The organism is Tenacibaculum sp. SG-28 (genome assembly GCF_002954385.1).
Classification (GTDB): domain Bacteria; phylum Bacteroidota; class Bacteroidia; order Flavobacteriales; family Flavobacteriaceae; genus Polaribacter.
In genome coordinates, this window is sequence record NZ_MQVY01000004.1 from 235045 (window position 1) to 256210 (window position 21166).

Annotated in this window: 14 protein-coding genes and 2 pseudogenes; 9 read left to right on the forward strand and 7 right to left on the reverse strand. The window is 34.4% G+C overall.

The window, feature by feature from the left end:
* Nucleotides 1-943 precede the first annotated feature (943 nt).
* Complete coding sequence (locus tag BSU00_RS11055; RefSeq protein WP_105004433.1) at nucleotides 944-1570, reverse strand: hypothetical protein; 627 nt, start codon at nucleotides 1568-1570, stop codon at nucleotides 944-946.
* A 14-nt stretch (nucleotides 1571-1584) separates the two neighbouring features.
* Complete coding sequence (locus tag BSU00_RS11060) at nucleotides 1585-2136, reverse strand: hypothetical protein (RefSeq protein WP_105004434.1); 552 nt, start codon at nucleotides 2134-2136, stop codon at nucleotides 1585-1587.
* A 397-nt stretch (nucleotides 2137-2533) separates the two neighbouring features.
* On the opposite strand from BSU00_RS11060, the pseudogene BSU00_RS11065 reads away from it, so the two are divergent.
* A pseudogene (locus tag BSU00_RS11065) lies at nucleotides 2534-3410 on the forward strand (cation diffusion facilitator family transporter).
* A 204-nt stretch (nucleotides 3411-3614) separates the two neighbouring features.
* Here the strand turns inward: BSU00_RS11065 and BSU00_RS11070 are convergent.
* The 5 genes from BSU00_RS11070 to BSU00_RS11085 form a co-directional block, all read right to left on the reverse strand.
* The gene (locus BSU00_RS11070) at nucleotides 3615-4508 is read right to left on the reverse strand and encodes a hypothetical protein (RefSeq protein ID WP_105004435.1); all 894 of its coding nucleotides are present in this window, start codon (nucleotides 4506-4508) and stop codon (nucleotides 3615-3617) included.
* Nucleotides 4509-4692: 184 nt separating this feature from the next.
* Nucleotides 4693-5928, reverse strand: coding sequence for a PepSY domain-containing protein (locus BSU00_RS11075; RefSeq protein WP_105004467.1), 1236 nt, complete (start codon nucleotides 5926-5928; stop codon nucleotides 4693-4695).
* 54 nt (nucleotides 5929-5982) lie between these two features.
* The gene (locus BSU00_RS13475) at nucleotides 5983-7491 is read right to left on the reverse strand and encodes a TonB-dependent receptor (protein ID WP_233188711.1); all 1509 of its coding nucleotides are present in this window, start codon (nucleotides 7489-7491) and stop codon (nucleotides 5983-5985) included.
* Complete coding sequence (locus BSU00_RS13480) at nucleotides 7409-8341, reverse strand: TonB-dependent receptor plug domain-containing protein (RefSeq protein WP_233188712.1); 933 nt, start codon at nucleotides 8339-8341, stop codon at nucleotides 7409-7411. Before BSU00_RS13480 ends, BSU00_RS13475 begins: the two co-directional genes overlap by 83 nt.
* 80 nt (nucleotides 8342-8421) lie before the next feature.
* The gene (locus tag BSU00_RS11085) at nucleotides 8422-8739 is read right to left on the reverse strand and encodes a hypothetical protein (protein WP_146104848.1); all 318 of its coding nucleotides are present in this window, start codon (nucleotides 8737-8739) and stop codon (nucleotides 8422-8424) included.
* 777 nt (nucleotides 8740-9516) lie between these two features.
* Between BSU00_RS11085 and BSU00_RS11090 the strand changes: the two genes are divergently transcribed.
* The 8 genes and pseudogenes from BSU00_RS11090 to BSU00_RS13485 all read left to right on the forward strand — a co-directional run.
* Nucleotides 9517-12714, forward strand: coding sequence for a glycoside hydrolase family 2 TIM barrel-domain containing protein (locus tag BSU00_RS11090; protein WP_105004437.1), 3198 nt, complete (start codon nucleotides 9517-9519; stop codon nucleotides 12712-12714).
* The gene (locus tag BSU00_RS11095; RefSeq protein WP_105004438.1) at nucleotides 12704-13594 is read left to right on the forward strand and encodes an alpha/beta hydrolase; all 891 of its coding nucleotides are present in this window, start codon (nucleotides 12704-12706) and stop codon (nucleotides 13592-13594) included. Before BSU00_RS11090 ends, BSU00_RS11095 begins: the two co-directional genes overlap by 11 nt.
* 22 nt (nucleotides 13595-13616) lie before the next feature.
* A complete protein-coding gene (locus BSU00_RS11100) occupies nucleotides 13617-14579 on the forward strand; it encodes a PHB depolymerase family esterase (RefSeq protein ID WP_105004439.1) in 963 nt (320 codons plus the stop codon).
* Nucleotides 14580-14683: 104 nt separating this feature from the next.
* On the forward strand, nucleotides 14684-16207 hold the full coding sequence (locus BSU00_RS11105) for a BCCT family transporter (protein WP_105004440.1): 1524 nt from the start codon (nucleotides 14684-14686) through the stop codon (nucleotides 16205-16207).
* The gene (locus BSU00_RS11110; protein WP_105004441.1) at nucleotides 16204-16989 is read left to right on the forward strand and encodes an SDR family oxidoreductase; all 786 of its coding nucleotides are present in this window, start codon (nucleotides 16204-16206) and stop codon (nucleotides 16987-16989) included. The genes BSU00_RS11105 and BSU00_RS11110 overlap by 4 nt, the downstream gene beginning before the upstream one ends.
* 22 nt (nucleotides 16990-17011) lie before the next feature.
* Nucleotides 17012-17995: an NADPH:quinone reductase gene (locus tag BSU00_RS11115; RefSeq protein WP_105004442.1), complete on the forward strand. Its 984-nt coding sequence runs from the start codon at nucleotides 17012-17014 to the stop codon at nucleotides 17993-17995.
* A gap of 67 nt (nucleotides 17996-18062) precedes the next feature.
* Nucleotides 18063-19349, forward strand: coding sequence for a serine hydrolase (locus tag BSU00_RS11120; protein WP_158254430.1), 1287 nt, complete (start codon nucleotides 18063-18065; stop codon nucleotides 19347-19349).
* Nucleotides 19350-19890: 541 nt separating this feature from the next.
* Nucleotides 19891-20514 (forward strand): annotated as a pseudogene (locus BSU00_RS13485) (carboxypeptidase-like regulatory domain-containing protein); the annotation flags it as partial.
* Between the last annotated feature and the right edge of the window lie 652 nt (nucleotides 20515-21166).

Here is a 21166-nt window from a genome sequence, read left to right on the forward strand (position 1 = left end):
GAAGGAATTTTCTCAGGTTCGTATTTGTTTACTAATTTAGTTGCTTAACTACGCAACTAACCATACACAATTCCGTTGGCAATAATTATGCCCCGTCCTGAATAAAGGCTACATAATTTTAAACATTACTAACCATAGCCAAAACCGTTAACTTTAATACGCACTCAAAACTAAAAATGGATTTTATTTTAAAAATATGGATTTAGATAACATTCATTAGGAATAAAGAAACGTTACCAAAGGAATCTGGAATTGACAACCCAAAGATGGAATATGAAATAATGTCAGGAGCGTTTATTTGGGAAGACGAAGGATTATGTGACTGTCGGAACCATTATTTATAAGACGCTTTTAATTATGTTCTTAACCATAGAATGAATTTAATTGTCGGACATAATAATAATAACTGAGTTATGCGTCCTAAAAAATTGATGAATCAATTTTTAAAACGGCAGAAAAATTCTTTCCAAATTGGATTGGATTTAATAAATCAAGATGTTGATACGATTCTGAAATTGTTGAAAGAATACTAAGAATTAAAGAGGTTGAGAAATGGAGATTTGAAAAATTACTCAACGAATAATAAAACGAGTACTAAAGCTAATAAAGAACTGATTGAGTATTATATGCAATTAATATAAAACATGAATGTTTTTTAAATTAAGGTAGGCCATTAAGATATTTATGTCTTTTTTATGTCTTTATCTTTAGTTTTTTATAGTTTTCTTAAAATCAATGCTTTATTCCGTATTTGGATCTTACTTCTAAGCAGACGGTCACAGGTTCGAATCCTGTCGCGATCACATAAAGCCTTACTAGAAATAGTAAGGCTTTTTTGTTTTTTAGTCGGGACGTATTGTTTGTTGGTTGTATTCTATGGATCCTACCGTGAAATGAATTTGTTAGTAAACCTAGACAAGAGACCCGTACTTTTTTATAGCTTTTATTTTAATTTATGCTCTCTCCTTGTAAGTAATGGCAAAACCTTTTTTTGAATCATTTTAGAGTCATCTTTCCAATCGTTACCCTTATTGTCTTTCCAGTTGGTAACCATTAGTACGTTTGCAGAAGTATCTAAGACGATATATTTAGACATCCCATTACTATTCCTAAATGTTTTTGGAGTTATTTCTTTTAAAAATTTCTTGTATTTTCTTGTTCTCCTATACGGATAGTCGCTATCGCTAAGCACTAGTATTTTTATATTTGGATACCGCTCTCTTAAAAAATTAATACCACATATTAAATGCGGGCTATCCCCTTCATCGATCATTAAAATGTATAACTCAGCTTCATGTGTAATAGCAATTTGATGCGCATTAGCAAGGTGAAGAATACATGGTTCACACCAAATACCAAAAGTGTATAATACCGTTTTTACTTGGTTCTGTTTTGCGATACAATAAATATCATCAGTATTTACCATGCTAATATTTAAGGACTCGTTTTTGTCCATATCACAGTTCCATTGTTGTGAAAATAGGGGGAAAGTATTTTTAAGCCCAATTATTAAAATGAGATACAGAATACGTTTTTTATTCTTCGCAATAAAATAGTTTCTATTCGTCATGACTATGTTAAATTTTAATACAAGAAAATTTTATACCCACCAAATTCGTCAATGGTTTCGTCGAATTTATAGACGCCTGTCTTGAAAGTTAGTTTATGACCCAAGCTTTTCTCTGTTTCTAAAATAATATCTTTGTCTATTCTAAATAATAAATCATTGGAGTTAATTCCTTTAGGAATTGGTTTGTTTAGCGCAAGTAAAATGAAATATTCCTCAGTATTTTTCTCCCTGTAAACCTCTGTTGCAAAACTTTTTATTTTTTTACTTTCAGAAGCACTAGTGTTTTTTTTCTCTTTACAAGGTTGAAACCAAGACGCATTACACAAACCCCATCCACGACAATCTTTACTTTTTCTACCCCATTCATCCCAGGAAACAATATGTCCGCACCATTTAGAATTGGTTACTTTACTTTTTTCTATTTCCTTAAAAGTAACTTCGGAGGCAATGTCTTCTTCAAGAATTGTAGTTTTGTTTTTTAAATCATTATTGGCATCACAAGAAAAAAGAATGCAAAGTAAACATAGTTGCAAAGCCAGTTGGACAATTTTTTGTTTTATTTTCATGATTTTTAGTTTTTACAGGAAAACACATTGTTTTCTATGATTTTCCAGATTAGAATTTCAACTTTATATGCAGTTAGCAAATTTGATATTCAATATCATGAAAAAGCTAAAGCAATATTTAAGACTATTTGTTTTTTACAGCTGTTAGTTCAAAGAAAAGTATTTTAAAAGATGAAAAATACGTTGTAGTAGTTTTATAGTATTAAAAGGCCCCTATACTACAGTTGCAATACAAAATATTTTGGATAAGATGTTTTCTCTTGGGTTTTTTTACTACGTATTATATTCGTAGTTTTAGTACACAATAATATTTTTTCTTTTAATTCAATGATCTTTATGTAACGCTTTAAACTTTAAATTCTATGAATTTATTTTTTCTTAGTACTACACGTAAAATATGAACAATGATCAAAAAGCCATAAAAACCATATATTTCAGCTTACTAGGTAACACTTGTTTAGCAGTTATAAAAGGGGTGTCTGGGGTCCTAGGTAATTCCTATGCTTTAATTGCTGATGCTATAGAGTCTACTGCAGATATTTTTACATCTTTACTAGTTTTACTTGGTTTGCAATACGCAAAACGACCTGCAGACAAAAATCATCCGTACGGTCATGGTAAAATTGAGCCATTAATAACATTTGTTATTGTAGTTTTTTTAGTTGTATCTGCAACCGTCATCGCTTACGAAAGTATTCGTAATATTCAAACCCCTCATGAAATTCCTAAACCATGGACTTTAATTGTTTTAGCTGGAATTATTTTATGGAAGGAGATTTCTTATAGAATAATCATTAAAAAAAGTAGAGAAACCAATAGCTCTTCCCTCAAAGCAGACGCATGGCATCATAGGAGATGCAATTACCTCAGTAATGGCATTCATTGGTATCTTTTTTTCTATTTTTTTGGGGCCTGGTTTTGAGGCAGCAGATGATTGGTGCGCTTTACTTGCTTCCATAATTATACTATACAATAGTTATAAAATAGCAAGACCTGCTTTAGGGGAAATCATGGACGAACAATTGTACGAGGATATACTGATGGAAATTAGAACCAAATCGGAAGAGGTTGTCGGCGTCATAGGAACTGAAAAATGTTATATCCGAAAAGCAGGAATGTATTACCAAATTGATTTACATATTGTTGTAGATTCTGGTATTACGGTAAAAGAAGGGCACGATATAGCACACAGGTTAAAAGACTTTTTAATGCAAGAAATGGTTAATTTAAGTTATGTGTTAATTCATGTAGAGCCTAATACCTGCGAACTTTAACGAAACTATTAGTTTTTAAGCTTCATCTCTTTCTAATGTTATCAATATATTCAACTCAAGTAGCCTTCAAAACTAGATGGATATTGTTTTTACAACATTGAATTCAAAATAAATTTAGGAGGATATGATCTTTTTAGGATTAAAGGAGTCGTTTAAGATTACATTTCTTTTTTTGGTATAAATTACTTGCGATTCTTCACAAATTTAATTCGTTTTTAATGTATACTTCACTGCATGCTTATCTGTTATTTGTTTTGCAATTTGGTGTAAGTTTGTTTCGAATCCTGTTTCATAAGTATTGGTATCTAGATCGACGTTATAGATACTATGCAACCATATAAGACCACCTGTGTTGCGAACTATGTCTCCCTGATGCCCTTTTGCATCTGTGAAAATAGAAGTTTCCTTTACTCCAAACATAGCGATGTCCTCTGGCAATATGCCATCAATGTTCATTTGTGCTAGTTCAAAAGTAGCCCAGCCCGTTGGAATAGTAAATATTTTTACAGCGGGAAATTCAATACGTAATTGGTCTACAATTTCTTTATGTATGATTTCGTTTACATAATAATCGTAGAACTCTTGTATGGAATTAAATCCATTATCGATTGCAAATGTATTCCAATCTGGTCTCGTGCCATTTGGGTCGCCATTTGGGAAGTCAAAAGGGGATAAAGAGATGAAAATAGTTATGTTTGGATTGTTTTGCAGTGCATAGTTTATCCATGCACGATGTCCTTCTATTGGATTCTCAGTTTCATGCCCCATGGTCATTCCAAAAAAATCGATACCTCCTCGATCGAGAGTTGCTTTAATTAAATTGTTTTCGTCACTATTAGTATCCTTCCAAAAATTGATTGGTCTGCCGTTTTCACCTCCCCGAAAAACTATAGTACTATTGTGATTTTCAAAACCAGCTTCAATTGCCATTATATCAAGTTTTTCGGCATACGGTTTAAAAAAGCTATTCCCAATGAGAAGCATTTTGTATCCTTCCGTTTCTGGTAATACGGAAGCGTTTTCTGGGAAATTTTCTGGTGTACTACAAGATTGCAGTAACCAAAGAAATACTAAAAAGACACTAACTGTTTTTTGCATAAAAATAATGTTTTGTGTATTAGACCCAAGTTCTTACAAAAAGTTTTATAAAAAACGGTATTCAACCTAAGACCACTAATAATCTATAAATAATAGGATCGTACTTTTTGTGTTGTGGTACCGTTTTATTTTACGAATACTACAATATACACTATTTCATTTTTGTTATATTTTTTTTAATCTACTACTTTTTGTAGGTCAATTTGGTTTTTAGGGAGTACATGGAGATTATTACTAAACTAGCTCCGAATAATGGAAAAATAAGACCTAATATAAGTATTAATAAAACGATTCCGTAACCAACAGAAAAATGTTTTGGTGCTTTTGGGATACCCCACTTTTTCTGAGGTTTACGATACCAATACGAGAGTAATCCAGCCAAGCTCATTACTGTTAGGGCTACTGCAGTAAAGAACATAACCCACCAATTCCAGCCATTGAATTCACCTTGATGAAATGCCATTAACCACATGCGTCCTTGCATTAAAAAACCAACATCACTCCAGTTATGCGCTTTTATTAAATCTCCTGAATATTGATCAAAATGCAGCATTTTTTGTTCCGTTAAAGGAAATGTTTTATTGGATACAGAAAAAGTACTTTTTGAGTTTTTGGGCAATCCTATGGTTACTTCCCCTTTAAGTTTTTGATTTTTGGCAATCCAGACCATTTCCTCTAAAACTAATGCTTCTCCATTTTGTTTCGAAAATAGGCCTTTACCATTCCAAGTTTTAGGGTATCCAGTATTTGTTAGCTGTTGTAATGTCTTAAAATTAGCGCCAAATACATCTGTCCATGGAAACCCTCCTGCCAATACTAATAATAAAAGTATCGACATCCAGAAACCAAGAATAGCATGAAGATCTCTGTAAAAAACTCGTTTTCCCTCTTTTAGACGAATGGTGAAGATTCCCTTAATTCCTTTGCTAAATGGACTCCATATATATAGTCCTGATAGTATTAAAACTACCATCCAACTCGCAATAAGTTCCACTATTTTGGTTCCTATACTTCCACCCAATAGTTCTCCATGTAATTTTCGAATCGAGTGCATCCAGGTGTCCTTGGGACTAAATGTACCAGTAACTTCCCCAGTATATTTATTTATAAAAAGGGTCTTTTTATGACTAAATCTACCAGATGTAAAAGGAGTAGCATCTTCATCATTGGAGTTCAGGAGTACAGCGTCAGGTTCCTGTTTCATGTGTTTTTTCGCAATTTCCCATTGTTTTTGGTAGGATATTGGAGGTTTTTCGGAGACTTTAATCGTTTGGATTTTTGCAACAACTTCATTTTGAACGTCCGAATGAAATAAATATATGGCTCCTGTTACCGACAATATCAATACAAATGGAAGGGAAATTATTCCAGCAATAAAATGCCATTTCCAAACCCATTGGTGTAATTTTCTATTTTTCATTTTTATCATGGTTTATGAAAGTTCAGGGAACCTTCAAGATTCCCTGATTTGGGTTTACAAATTGTACTTTACTCCAAAGTGAAAGGCTCTTGGATTACCTATGCTGTAGGTGTTTTCTTTACTCCATTTGCTGTAGGAAGCCCGAACGGCATATAGTGTATTATTTATGTTTAACATTTGCATCCATAGCTCTATACTTTTAAAGGTATAATTTGCTCTAAAATTAAGGATGTTATAACCGCCGTAAGTTGCAGTTCCAAAAGTATCTTCACCATTGCTGTTTTGCCCAACAATTGCCTGTCCTTCAAAACTGGTATTGTACTCGCCAACCTGTTCCAGTTCAAGGGCTAAAAATAAATTTTGAAGTGGTTTGTATTGCATTGTAATATTGGCTAAATATTTTGGGGCAATTTCCATTCGAGTATCCGAATAATCTATATTGTTGTCATAGAAAGATATGTATTTATGAGAGGCAAAACTTCCATTGTAAGCTATGGATAGATTCTTTGTAAGATTATATGTAGTGCCGAGTTCAATACCAAGAGATCTAGTTTTTCCTGCATTTTTTTGAACAAAATTACCCGCATCATCACGCATCGAAACAAGACGATTTCTTCCATCTAATTGGTATAATGCAAGATCTACATGCAATTTAGTAGGAATGCTATAATAGCCTCCAATTTCGAAATTATTGAATTTTGCTGGCTTTAGATCAAAAATAACATCACCGACATTGTTGTTGTTACTATTTCTAAACAAACTAGAAACCTGCGGTGGTGTAAACCCGTTTGCATAGCTTCCATATATCCCTAAGTAATTTGTAAAACTATAGTTAAATCCTATTTTCGGAGACCAATTTTTATACGATACTTGTGTATCCGATACTCCTGCAGTAGCTTCAATTAGGTTATCATAGTTATACTGAAAACCATCGTATCGAATAGCACCTGTTATCTTAAAACTGTGAATAGGGGAGATTTCATATTGTGCAAAACCGGCATAGTTGAGAATATCGGTCTGATAATACAATAAATAATCACCATTTCGTATTGCGTAGTCTAGGTTTTTTCCGGTATTAGTATCCACAATTACATCCAATTTTTCAGCCATGTAATCTTGAGGTGAAAAATCAACAGTGGTTCCAAAAATTAAGGATGATTTAGAAAAATTAAAATCAATTTTATGTTGTATCATTCCCATATAACTGCGGAATGCATTGGAGTTAATTTCCCCGCTTCCGGTACCTGTTAATTGTCCTTGGTTTCGATTTTGTCGAATGCGATAGGAGGGAATCTGGTCCATTTTATTATTGCGATAGACAAAATGAAAGGATGTTTTGTCCGAATTGTCCCATCGTTTAATTAACGTAGAACGAAATCGTAATGCTAGTGCTTCTCGCTCTGTGAAGGTTTGGTTACTTTCGTAGTTTCCGCTTTGGTAATTTTTTTCTGAAACCGCTCCTGTCATATCCGAACGATAGTCAATTATAGCGACTGCGTTTTTCCCATTGTAAATTTTTGGAAAATTCATTCGTGTTTTTAAATGAAATGGCCGTTTTTTCATAATCGGAATGTTCCACAGGACCATTTTTTCTTTGTGTGTAATGACCACCAATGTAAAAACCGTACTTTTCAGCAACGGTTGTTGAGGTTTCTACCTCGTATCTTCTAAGGCCTAAATTATTTATTTGAAATCCAATGGAACCGCCAAATTCTTTTTTGGGATTTTTAGTGATAAAGTTAAAACTACCACCAATTGCCTCACTGCCATAAATGCTCGAAGCAGGTCCTTTTATAACTTCTATTCGGTCGAAAGTAGTCGCGTTCATTTCTAGTAAAGCATTGTGGTTAAACACTGCCACAGGACGAATAGGGATACCGTCTTCTAGATATAAGAATAACGATTTGGTGGTTATTGGGGAACGAGTAGCCATAAAATGTTGTTCGTTACCAGATGCTTTCGAAGTAGCCATATATGTCCCGGGAATTTGATTTATAAGTTGCTCAATTCCAATTGCCTTAGTTTCTTGAAGTTTTTTGGGACTTATTAACCCAACCGCAGCAGGAATCTCAGATCGTTTTTGTTCCTCTCTGCTTGCAGTAACAACTACCACTTCTAAATTTTCGCGGGATTCCTCTAAAATTACAGTAGTAGATGCTGTATGTAGCGCTACTGTTTTGGGTATATAGCCAAGTTTAATAACTTTTATTTCCGGATTGTTTAGTAGAATACTAAAGTTACCATTTTGGTCTGTGAAAGTTCCTGTTTTACTGTTTTTGGAACCGATAATTGTGACATCCGGTATAGGTTCATTGTAGGCATTAATTACCTTACCTTGATATTTTTTTTGCGCGTAGTGGTGCAATGGTAGCAATAATAAAACCATTGCCACTACAATTGTATATGTTTTCATTTGGATTTATGAATGTTTAAATACTGTAATGGAAAAAAATTACGTGGAGTACGTAATGTGTTAAAATGTAGTATGTAAACTTAAAATTGAGGTGGATGAAAAATAGAGAAACTAGCCAAGTATGTATATATTCGTTTGTAAAATGCCTGTTTATTTTGCAACAAAATGGTATCTTCTATATTGGCTACGCCAATTAATTCAACAAAGCCAATAGGGTAGTCTTTTATTACAATCTGTATGGAGTTAAAATCTTCCTCCTGTTGTTGCTGTAACTTTTTCATTACATAACATTTTCCGTTACAGTTTAAGGAAAGGTTTTCTTTATTGATGCATAGAATTTTCGCGATGTAGTCATAATTTATGGCATACTCCACAAGCGGTGCTATAGGACGCAACATTGCAATTAAGTATAGCGAAACAAATAAGTATGTTAAAAATCCAACTCTCAATGAGGTACTTTAATTTTGGCCGCAAAGATAAACTTCCTTGTTTAATACAGGTTCATTTTACAGAAAAGATTACTTGTTTTTTAAATGCCTAATGATTGGTGTTTTTTTGCGGTACTAATTTGTCATTCTATGTATTTATTTAACAGGAAAAACACCTTTTTTCAACTGATGTTTTTTACGTATATTTAAGTGTTTTTTTATATAATTTGTTATTAGATTTGAGAAAAGTATGTTTATTTTTTGACATCTTTTATTTGTTAAAAAATATACATTTTTGATTTCTGTGTTAAAGCAGAAATAATCTTGTTAGTGTAGTTTTTATTTTTAAAAACTAGTTTTTTATATTGTTTGTGTTATGTGTCATTTTTTATTAAAAAAAAAATGACACATAATTTTTTTTATAAAGCCATATCTCATAATAGTATTTGTCATTAGTGAACGAATGTGGTCTTGAATATAAGTAGTTCTACAGAGGTGATTTTGTTCATTGTCCAAAAAGATGGGTTAAATTGTCCAAAGTGTTTTTATCCTCAGTTTTTGTGCTATTGAAGCACTATTTTTACTTTACAAAAAAAAATACAGTTCCAGATAGTTAGTATTTTATGTGCATTTTATTTTTGTCCTCTAACGGTATTTAATCTGAATTTTACGAAATATTACAAAAATAATTTAGAATTTTTCTCTGGTTCTGTGAAGGTTTTATAACAACCCTTTAATTTTCCAGTAATGATAAAATTTAAATATTACCCATATTTTTTTTTCATAGTATGTACCGTATTCTTTTTTTCGTGTACTAAACACAAGTATGAGAATGTTCCTTTTGATACGCCTCTTGTTGAAAATTGGGAAAATCCTTTGATTTTTTCCGAAAACAAAGAGCCTGCAAGGTCTTATTTTATTCCCTACAAAAAAGACGTGGATGTAATCAAAGATGAGGCTTCTGTTTCTCCGTTTTATACATCTTTAAACGGAAAATGGAAATTCAATATTGTCCAAAAACCTGCGGATCGCCCTTACTATTTTTTTAAAACAGATTATGATGATTCCGATTGGGCAGATATTGATGTTCCTGGTAATTGGGAATTACAAGGTTACGATATTCCCATTTACACGAATGTTAAATACCCCCATGCTAAAACACCACCTAAAATACAAAAAGAATATAACCCTGTAGGTTCGTATAGAACTACTTTCTCTTGCTCCAATCTATCTAAAGATGAAGAGGTGTATCTGCATTTTGGTGCAGTTAGTTCTGCAATGCATATTTGGGTCAATGGAAAACGAGTTGGGTATAGTGAAGGTAGTAAAACCCCTGCGGAGTTTAATATTACAAAATACTTGCAACATGGAACAAATCAACTTGCGGTAGAGGTTTACAGATGGTCTGATGCTAGTTATATTGAAGATCAAGATTTTTGGCGATTAAGTGGTATAACAAGAGATGTATACCTTTTGAAACGCAATAAAAATCACGTCAAGGATTTTCAAGTTGATGCCGCTTTAGAAAATGATTTTGAAAATGGAATTCTTTCTATTTCTGTTTCACTAACAGATTCCATTCCAGGTCTGTACAGTGTAGAAGCTGAGTTAGTAAACGCAAAGATGGAGTCTGTTTTTAAAAACATAAAGTCTGCCCAAAATAAGTTAGAATTCAACGGGAAAATACAAAGTCCAAGTAAATGGACAGCAGAGACTCCTTATTTGTATTATTTGATACTCCGGTTGAAAGATGAAAAAGGAACGCTTCTTGAAACAGTAGGTACTGCAGTTGGATTTCGAACAATTACTATAAAAAACGGACAATTACTCGTAAATGGAAATGCGATATATGTTAAGGGGGTTAACTTACACGAGCATCATGATGTCACAGGGCATTATGTGGATAAAGCTACAATGGTTAAAGACCTGCAAACTATGAAAAAGTTTAATATAAATGCTATTCGAACTTCTCACTACCCACAGCCAGAACTATTCTATAAATTGTGCAATCAATATGGAATGTATGTAGTAGATGAGGCGAATGTTGAAACACATGGAATGGGCGCCTCACATCAAGGTAGTTTTGATACCATTAAGCATCCTGGATATCGAAAAGAATGGGAAGCTGCACACATGGATAGGTTTAAGAGTATGTTTGAACGAGATAAGAACCATCCTTCTATCATTATGTGGTCATTAGGAAATGAATGTGGAAACGGACCTGTATTTTTTAAAGGATACGAATGGTTAAAAAGTAAAGATCAATCTCGCCCAATTGTTTTTGAACAAGCAGGTTTGGAGTCTAATACCGATATTGTAGCTCCGATGTATGCTGGTATTGAAGACATGGAAGCTTATGCTAAAAAGTATGCGGATAGACCTTACATTCTTTGTGAATATGCGCATGCCATGGGAAATAGTGTTGGAAATTTAAAAGACTATTGGGACATAATCAAAAAGTATCCAATACTACAAGGAGGGTTTATTTGGGATTGGGTAGATCAAGGAATATTGACAAAAGATGAAACTGGACAAGAATATTGGGCATATGGTGGAGATTTTGGGCCAAAAGATGTTCCCTCGGATGGGAACTTTTGTCTCAATGGTCTTGTAGATCCTGATCGAACACCAAAACCGGCACTGCAAGAAGTAAAAAAAGTATATCAATATATAGACTTTACCCTTAACAATAAGCAAAAAGGGATGCTATCTATTACCAACGGCTATGCTTTTATTGATCTAAACGAGTTTGATTTTCTTTGGAATCTGCAAAAAGACGGTACAAAAGTAGCAGAAGGAATACTTGAAAATATCCAAGGAAAGCCAGGAGAAACTATATCTATTGCACTTCCAGATATCAATAAATCAGAAAATGCGGAATACGTTCTCACTATTGCAGCTTTTACGAAATCTGCCAAAAATTTACTTCCTAAAAACCATGAGGTTGCTTGGGAGCAATTTTTATTTGGGAAGAAAAACCAAAAATCAAGCAGCCTACCCACAGATTCCATCACCTTAGTGGATAAAGATTCTTCTATCGAGATATCTGGAAAAGTAAGTAAAGTAGTTTTTGATAGAACTACCGGTGCTATAACTTCTCTCTCCTTCCATAATAATGCTAATATTCTCTACAACAATACAGGTTTTACACCAAACTTTTGGAGAGCACCTACCGATAACGATTTTGGAAATGATTTTCATAAACGTTGCAAAGATTGGAGGTTTGCCAGTAAAAACAGAAAACTAAACAACATCGTAGCATCAAAAAGTGCAGATGTCGTAAGTGTAGACGTTACTTATAATTTATTCACGGAGGCAGGTAACGAAATAGGAAGTTTTGACACTACTTACACAATGTTTGCGAATGGAGAAATTTTAGTTGAAAATGCCATAAAAATAAACAGTTCGGATATGCCAGAAATTCCAAGAGTAGGACTGCAGGTTCTCCTAAATCCCACTTATGATAAAGTAACTTGGTATGGACGAGGGCCACACGAAAGTTATTGGGATAGAAAAACAGGTGCAAAAATAGGGACGTACTCCGGAACTGTAGCTGAGCAATACTGGCCATATATTAGACCTCAAGAAAATGGGAATAAATCGGATGTGAGATGGTTTAGTTTGGTAAATAAAGACGGGAATGGAATTAGAGTAGAAGGAGTACCCACCATTGATTTTAGTGTGCATCATAACCTTTTAGAGGATTTTGAATCTTTGGAAAGAACAGATGGTAGACATCGAGATGGGGATGTAGTTAAAAATCGTCATACTACAGATGTAAAATCCAGAAATTTAGTGTCTTTAAATATTGATTATAAGCAAATGGGTGTAGGTGGAGATACAAGCTGGGGTGCACATACACACGATGCATACAAGCTTTTAAATTCGAAATACCAATACAGTTTTATAATCACTCCTATTCAAAACAAGAACAATGCTTTTTAGAATTATCATTTTTATATTCCTGTTCAATGGTGCTAATTGTTTATGTGCTCAGCAGATATATGACCTCTGGAGTACAGAGATAAATACACCGTATTATAAAAAGAATACTTTAAAGGAGTATGAAAAAGAAGTATGGGGAACTAGGTGTTTATTTGATGTTACTAAACCAACTTTAACCGTATTTAAAGCAAAGGGTGTAAATCTCGGTAAAGCGGTTATTATTATTCCCGGTGGTGGTTATGGTTTAGTGGCTATTCATCACGAAGGCTATGCAGTAGCAAAACAATTAGCAGCCAATGGAATAACAGCAGCGGTGTTGAAATACAGGTTGCCAAATCCAATTTCTGCAACCATACCAAATAAGGTGCCTTTATCGGATCTTAGAAAGGCTATTCGGATGTTTCGCAGTATGGCCAACGACTATGGATTTGCAATAGACAAACTTGGTCTCATGGGATTTTCAGCAGGAAGTCACTTGGCTACAGTTGCTGCACTTTGGAGAACAGAAACTAAAGAAGAGGTGCCAAATTATACCGCCCAAATTTATGGAGTTACAAACCTGTCTCAAGAAAATATGCAATGGCTAGAGGAAAGTTTGTACTTCAGGAAATTAACCAATAGTGAAATAAAGGAAAATACACTACTCGATATGGTGTCTAAAGATACACCTCCATCTTTTTTGGTACATGCTTATGACGACAAGGTCTGTTCTGTGGAAGAAACCACAGAATATGCTAAAAAATTAGCAGCACACGGCGTATTAGTGGAGACACATCTGTTCCCAAAAGGAGGTCATGGCTTTGGCATCGGTAGAAAGAAGGATGGAACAGAGCAATGGCTTCCTCTCTTTGTTAATTGGTTGCAAGTAAATAATTTATAAGAACACGCTTAAATTAAAATAAATGGTATATTCAAAAAATGCACAAACTCTAACGTTTACGATTAAAACCAAGCTTACGCTTTTGTTGTTTTCTTTTTCTTTTACATTATTTCTGGTAGCGTGCTCCTCTGCTTTAGCGCAAGAAGAGACAGAATCTGAGGAGGTGCTTTCGTATAATAATTTTAACCATGAGAATTTAAATAGAGACTATATTTTATATATTCCTGCTGGAATTGAAGAAAATGCTCCTTTAGTTTTTGTTCTTCACGGATATTCGGGGTCTGCCAATCTCATACGAAATTACTCAGCGATGAATGCGGTAGCAAAAAAAAATGGTTTTGCTGTTTGTTATCCGCAAGGTATTAAAGATGATAACGGGTATACCTTCTGGAATGTAGGGTATGATTTTCATCAAAATCAAACAGTAAACGATTCTGATTTTTTAAACTCCTTGGCTATTTACTTACAAAAAGCCTATGCTCTAAATCCTGAGCATACCTTTGTAACCGGAATGTCAAATGGTGGTGATATGTGTTACAGGTTAGCTTGTGAACATCCCGAAACTTTTAAAGCAATTGCACCAGTTACAGGTTGTATGATGCAATGGATATATGATGATTGTCCTAAAAATGCTATTCCTGTTTTAAAAATTAATGGCGATAACGATACTACTACACTGTGGGAGGGTGATTTGGAAAATAGAGATGGATATGGAGCATATCTACCAACAATGGATACTTTTAATTTTTGGGCAACACAAAACGATTGTACACAATTAGTTTCAGAAGAATTGCCAAATGATAATGTAACAGATGGTAGTTCCATAACGAAATATATCTTCTCAAGAAATACTTCTTCCAATAAAGTTATACTTTATCGGGTAAACAACGGAGGACATGATTGGCCTGGAAGTACAGGAAATATGGATATTAATTCCTCTTCTGAAATTTGGCGCTTTTTTCAAGATATCGTCGACTCTAAATAAAATCCTTAAAATTTTAACAATATCTTTAAGATTTTGGTCAAAAAAACACTCTTTTTTGGACGATTTAATGAGATGTTTGGTGTTTCGAAATATAGTTTTGACACATGATTAAACAACGAAATTCTACTGATTTTAAACTTAAGACCGATAAAACAATTTTTATTTCTTCTTTACTATTTTTAATGGTTTTTACAATACCCTTATTGTTTTGGCCGGAACAAAGTGAACGTTATCTCAATGATCTAAAAATAATCCTAGAGGATAATATTGGAAGTGTGTATCAAGTACTATCTATCGCAGTTTTATTATTTGCACTTTGGATGGCTTTTAGTAGGTATGGAACTATAGTATTGGGAACCAATAACTATAATTTTAGTACCTTCAGTTGGGCCTCTATGTTGTTTTGTGCAGGAGTGGCGACTGGAATTCTGTATTGGGGGACAATTGAATGGGCATATTATTTAAATACACCTCCGCTCGGAGCTGAGGTTGGTAGTAAAAATGCTATCGAATTGGCTGCTACTTATGGAATGTTTCATTGGGGGGTCATTGGTTGGGCATATTATAGTGTTCCTGCTGTTGCCCTAGGTTATGTGTATTATGTTAAAAAAGTACCTGTTCTTCGGATAAGTAAGGCGTGTTCTCGAGTTTTAGGAAAATATACGGATGGTTTTATAGGTAAAGCTATTGATGTGCTGTTCATGATTGGCTTACTGGGATCTACAGGAACCTCGATGGGGCTTGGAACTCCTATGATTTCTGCAGGAGTTGCAAAAATATTTTCGATAGAAGATTCGCTTGGTTTAAAATTGATAGTTATTTTCTTTTGCGCTATTATTTTTTCCATTTCTGTGTATTTGGGTTTAGGAAAAGGCATTAAACGATTAAGTAAGTTTAATACGATATCGGCATTCATTTTTCTTGCATTGGTTTTTGTCGTTGGCCCTTCGGCATTTATTTTGAAAATGAATATCAATAGTCTTGGGTTAATGGTACAAGATTTTGTAAGGATGCTTACCTGGACAGACCCTTTATCAAATTCCCGTTTTGTAGAGGATTGGACAATTTTTTATTGGGCCTGGTGGGTTGCTGTTGGACCATTTATGGGGATTTTTATCGCAAAAATATCAGGAGGTCGCTCTATTAAACAAATTGTTATTGGTACGATTGTATTTGGAAGTTTAGGCTGTATGCTTTTTTATGGAATCTTAGGTAATTTTGCTTTACATTTAGAATTGAGTGGACAGCTTTCCATTTCTGAAATGGTTAACAATGGAAATCCTGCTGAGGCCATAGTAGCTGTTATTTCCTCGATAGTTCCTGGAAATAATACAGTACTGATTTTGTTTTGTTTGATGAGTGTTGTGTTCATGGCTACAAGTTTTGATTCTACCTCATATACCTTGGCATCGTGCGCAACAAAAAGACTTCCTGCAGAGAAAGATCCAAGTACCTGGCAACGCCTATTTTGGGCATTTACATTGATTATATTACCGATAGCATTAATGTATATTGGAAGTCTAGAGTCTTTAAAAATAGCAGTATTAATATCTGCTTTTCCATTAATCTTTGTTTACATCATCCTTATACTATCCTCCTACAAAAATCTAAAAGAACATAAAATATGATAACCTTAGAAAACAAATTAAATGTTGTTGTTATTGCTGGTGCCTCCGGTATTGGACGTAAAATAGTTTCCGCTTTTGCAGAACAAGGCTGTAATGTTTTTGTATGTGATATTTCGGAGTCACATATTAAAGCTTTTAAAAAAGAGTTTCCCGATATTTTTATTTACCGAGCAGATGTAGCGAGTTATGAAGAGGTTAAAACTTTTTATACCCATATTAAGGAACAAGTTACGCATATCGATGTGTTGGTAAACAGTGCCGGAATTGCAGGTCCTACAGCTGCTTTAGAAGATGTTGATCCATCAGAATGGGCAACCACTATGAATATTAATGTCAACGGGATGTTCCATTGTATAAAAGAGGGTATACCGATGCTAAAAAAATCGAGCAACCCCTCCATAGTTAATTTGGCATCCTCTGCCTCCTTTTATGGATTTCCATTGCGTTCACCATATACAACAGCCAAATGGGGAACTATTGGAATGACAAAAACTCTTGCCATGGAATTAGGGAAATACAATATTAGAGTAAATGCTATTTGCCCAGGAAGCGTATCTGGAGAACGTATCGATCGCGTAATAGAAGCAGATGCCAAAGAGCAAGGAAAAACAATTGAAGAAATAAAATCTCTGTATGTGAAGCAAGTATCTTTAAAAACTTTTGTGGAGCCTGAAGATGTTGCAAATTTAACATTGTTTTTGGCCTCGCCTTTAGGGAGGTATATTTCAGGCCAAGCTATTGGCTTGGATGGGCACACAGAAGGATTATCCGCAGAATTATAATTAAATTTAAAATATTACAAATATGAAAGCAGCATGGTTTGAAAAGTTTGGAACCGCAGAAGAAGTGCTATTGGTTGGAGAATATACTACTCCGGAGCCAAAAGCAGGAGAAGTTAAAATTAGAATTAAAGCATCTGGTGTAAATCCATCGGATACTAAAAAAAGAGCAGGAGCTAATCCAGCATTATTAGACAATGGTTCGGTAATTCCACATAGTGATGGTTCTGGAGTTATTGAGGCTGTTGGAATAGGTGTATCAGAGGCTAGAATAGGGGAGCGCGTTTGGACGTATAATGCGCAATATGGAAGAAACGAAGGGACCGCAGCGGAATTTGTTTGTCTTCCTGCTGAACAAGCTGTCGTATTGCCGGATAATGCATCTTTTGAAGCAGGGGCAATGATGGCCATTCCTGCAATGACAGCGCATCGCGCAGTTTTTGCCGATGGTGCTGTTAAAGACCAGATTATCTTAGTTACTGGTGGAGCAGGGCGAGTAGGATATTACGCCATTCAATGGGCAAAAGCATCAGGAGCAACAGTTATTGCTACTGCATCAAGTAATGCTAGTATTGCCGAATGTGAAAGGGCAGGAGCAGATTTGGTTGTTGGGCACCCAAGCGAAGCCGTAAATACTATCATTTTAGATTTTACAAAAGGTAGAAAAATTGATCGAGTTGTAGAAGGTGATTTCGGAGCAAATTTATTACCAGTTTTAGATATTTTGAAAACAAGTGGAATTATTGCGAGTTACTCTTCCATGACCGATATGAATCCAAAAATTCCATTTGTACGAATGATGTTTATGGATATTACCATACGTTTAGTTTTGGTATACGCTATGCCAGAGTCAGCAAAGCAAGCAGCAATAAGCGATATTACTACTTTTTTAACTAAAGGCGCCTTAGATAATAGAATTGCAGCAACGTATACGTTAGACGAAATAGCGAAAGCTCACGAGACTATTGAGGCAGGTAACATTTATGGAACCGTTTTAGTAACACCATAATTAAGTTTATATGATTAGAGTGTATCCACAATTTTTAAAGACTTTATTGTTCTTCATAGTATGTACTATGAATAGCTGCACAAAGTCTAAAGTAGTGCACGATTCTGCTAAAGGTTCCTCAGAATCTTTAGCAGTTTCATTTAAAAGTGCTTCATCGGTGTCTCAAGTTCGGAGTCAAATCGAAAAACTACCAAAAGATAATATCTGGTGGACTGTTTATGGAACAGACCAATCTTGGAACAATAAGAATCTTCATCGTTTTATGCCTACGGTAAACGTCTATCGCGAAGGGCAAGTTTCAGTATTGGAAAACAAACAAGATGCTTCTATTCCCAATTGTTTGGTGACAACCCCTGAAGGGGAAATGTCTTTCCAAGATTTTATAACTTCTGATCAGTCCACAGTAATGGGAATTGTAATTGTTAAGGATGGTGCTGTAGTTTACGAACAATATCCTAGGCAAGAACCATATGAAAAACCTATTTATTGGTCGGTTACTAAAGTGGTTGTCTCTACTCTAGTCGCTATTTTGGAAGATAGGGGGAAAATAGATGTGAATAAAGCCATAAGCTTTTATATTCCTGAATTAGAAGATTCCGATTATAAGGATATAACGGTACGAAATGTTTTAGACATGGCTACTGGTGTAAATTGCCATGAGGAGTATGAAGATTGGGAATCTTGTTATTATAAATATTCTATTACATTAGGAGATGGTTTTTTTACCGATGATTCTCCAAAAAATCCATACGAAATGCTCGCCAAGATAAGGCCCGGATTTACCGCTCCACAAGGAACGGAATACAATTATTCCGGAGCAAATACTTTTCTACTTGGATGGCTGGTGGAGAAAATAATGAAGATGCCTTTTCAGGATGCACTTACTAAAGAAATTTGGAGTAAAATTGGGGCGGAAGCAGATGCATCTATTTTGGCACCAAGATATGGTGTTCCGATAACGCATGGGGGGTTATTAGCAAGACTTAGAGATGTTGCACGATTTGGAATGTTATATACACCCAGCTATTCTGCAATTGCCAAAGAAAAAATTATTTCAGATAAAATTGTTACCCGAATTTTAGATGACGGAAACCCAAAATTATGGGAAAACGCTTTCGCTAATAATGCGATAAAAGATGATTTTTCGCATTCTATTTACCAATGGGATCAGGTATATAAAAATGATGATTTTTACAAGGGTGGCTGGGGAGGTCAAGGACTTCTCGTAAACCCGAAAAAGAATTTGGTGGTAGCATATACCGGGTATTATAAAGATAAAGAAGCAAGTGAGGTTGAATTATTGCCCGTATTACGAAGAGTTTTAAAAGAAGTTTACCCGGATATAGAACAGTAAATTTACATATACTTGTAAGCCATATACATCTATTTCATAGTGCAGTTTATCGTACTATGAAATAGATTTTTTGTAGTTTAAATCCCAGTTTAAAGCAGTAGTTGTCGCTGTGCTATTTGTAAAAGTGTGGCTGTGAAAGTAAAACAGTGAATGAATGACCAATCTCAATACTTATTTTACAGAGTTTCCCATATTCTTTAATTGTAAAGTATTTAATAAACTCCTAGGATTAATATGATATTTCAAATTAAACCAGACTTAAATTGCAGTTAATTTTACTACTATGTGACTTATATTATTTAAAGTAGAAATTAAATATTCCATACCTAGGTAACTTATTTTATATCCTAGAGGGGTTTTTTGAAATAAAAGAGGGTGTTATTTTAGTCATATTGTTCAAATAGGAAGGGTATTTTGTCCAATTTATGCTCTGCTTCTGTTCTAGATGGAATTTTATTCTACATTTGAAAGCAATGTATCATTCTATTTTTACAGAATTAATATTCAAACTATGCACATTTCAAGAAAAATAAAAACTTTTATGAAATTATTTAATGTTTTGATAATTTTATGTTTTGTTGCTGAAAGCTACGCACAAAGCAACATAAATCTTTCGGGTGTCGTCACATCTGAAGAGGGTGAATTACTCATGGGAGTAAGTGTTCTTGTAGAGGGAACACAAAAGGGAGTTGTCACTGATTTTGATGGTAAGTATGCTATTAAGGTAGCTAAAGGAGATGTTTTAAACTTTTCTTTCTTAGGATTTAAATTAGAAAAAAGAATTGTAAGTACGACAACAACTTTAAATGTTACGATGATTCCAAGTGAGGAACAACTTGACGAAATCGTTGTAACTGCCTTAGGGATTAAAAAAGAAGTAAAGTCTTTAGGGTATTCTGTAACGGAATTTGACGGGGACAACATGGTTAAAGCTAGAGAGACAAATCCAGCAACTACACTTACCGGTAAAGTGGCAGGTTTAGACATTAGAACCTCTACTGATTTTTTTCAAGACCCTCAAATATCCATGCGAGGAGGAACTCCATTAATAGTAATTGATGGTGTACCGAATCCCAATGCGGATTTTTATGAGATTAGCGCAGATGATATTGAGAATATTAGTGTTCTAAAAGGAGCAACTGCATCTGCATTATATGGCTCGTTAGGAAGAAGCGGAGCATTACTTATAACCACGAAAAGAGGAGGAAATAAAGTAACCGTAGAGTATAATTCATCCACGCAGTTTCAGAGTGGGTTCTTGAGGTCTCCAGAAATTCAAACCGTTTATGGTACTGGTGATGCAGGAGAATATGTGTATGTAGATGGTTTTGAATACAGTGGATACGTTTGGGGACCTAAATTAGATCAACCCGCAAATACCGAGAGTGGATATTTTGAAACCCCACAATATAATAGTCCAATTGATCCTATTACAGGACAAAGAATTGCTACTCCTTTTGTGTCAAAAGGTAAAAATAATATTGATAATTTTTTTAGAACAGGTCTTTTACAAACTCATAATCTAAGTGTAACTGGTGGAAATGAAAAAGGAAATTTTAGAGTTTCTGCTTCTAAGTCTTATCAAGAAGCAATGGTACCTAACATGGATTTAGATGTATATGGTTTTAGTGTTGCAGGAGGGTATAAATTATCTGATAAATTTACCGTAGATGCCAGTCTTAATTACGGGCGACAAGAGTCTGAAAATTATCCAAATTTAGGATATGGTTCACAAAGTTATCTGTATAGTATTATGTGGATGGGAGCAAATATTGACCTACGAGAAATGCGAAATTATTGGGAAGAAGGGCAGGAAG

What these genes read in the sequence shown, in the direction of transcription:
- BSU00_RS11055 (WP_105004433.1), bottom strand. Translation starts at nt 1,570, where the DNA reads ATGACGAATAGAAACTATTTTATTGCGAAGAATAAAAAACGTATTCTG.
- BSU00_RS11060 (WP_105004434.1), bottom strand. Translation starts at nt 2,136, where the DNA reads ATGAAAATAAAACAAAAAATTGTCCAACTGGCTTTGCAACTATGTTTA.
- BSU00_RS11070 (WP_105004435.1), bottom strand. Translation starts at nt 4,508, where the DNA reads ATGCAAAAAACAGTTAGTGTCTTTTTAGTATTTCTTTGGTTACTGCAA.
- BSU00_RS11075 (WP_105004467.1), bottom strand. Translation starts at nt 5,928, where the DNA reads ATGAAAAATAGAAAATTACACCAATGGGTTTGGAAATGGCATTTTATT.
- BSU00_RS13475 (WP_233188711.1), bottom strand. Translation starts at nt 7,491, where the DNA reads ATGAAAAAACGGCCATTTCATTTAAAAACACGAATGAATTTTCCAAAA.
- BSU00_RS13480 (WP_233188712.1), bottom strand. Translation starts at nt 8,341, where the DNA reads ATGAAAACATATACAATTGTAGTGGCAATGGTTTTATTATTGCTACCA.
- BSU00_RS11085 (WP_146104848.1), bottom strand. Translation starts at nt 8,739, where the DNA reads ATGTTGCGTCCTATAGCACCGCTTGTGGAGTATGCCATAAATTATGAC.
- BSU00_RS11090 (WP_105004437.1), top strand. Translation starts at nt 9,517, where the DNA reads ATGATAAAATTTAAATATTACCCATATTTTTTTTTCATAGTATGTACC.
- BSU00_RS11095 (WP_105004438.1), top strand. Translation starts at nt 12,704, where the DNA reads ATGCTTTTTAGAATTATCATTTTTATATTCCTGTTCAATGGTGCTAAT.
- BSU00_RS11100 (WP_105004439.1), top strand. Translation starts at nt 13,617, where the DNA reads ATGGTATATTCAAAAAATGCACAAACTCTAACGTTTACGATTAAAACC.
- BSU00_RS11105 (WP_105004440.1), top strand. Translation starts at nt 14,684, where the DNA reads ATGATTAAACAACGAAATTCTACTGATTTTAAACTTAAGACCGATAAA.
- BSU00_RS11110 (WP_105004441.1), top strand. Translation starts at nt 16,204, where the DNA reads ATGATAACCTTAGAAAACAAATTAAATGTTGTTGTTATTGCTGGTGCC.
- BSU00_RS11115 (WP_105004442.1), top strand. Translation starts at nt 17,012, where the DNA reads ATGAAAGCAGCATGGTTTGAAAAGTTTGGAACCGCAGAAGAAGTGCTA.
- BSU00_RS11120 (WP_158254430.1), top strand. Translation starts at nt 18,063, where the DNA reads ATGAATAGCTGCACAAAGTCTAAAGTAGTGCACGATTCTGCTAAAGGT.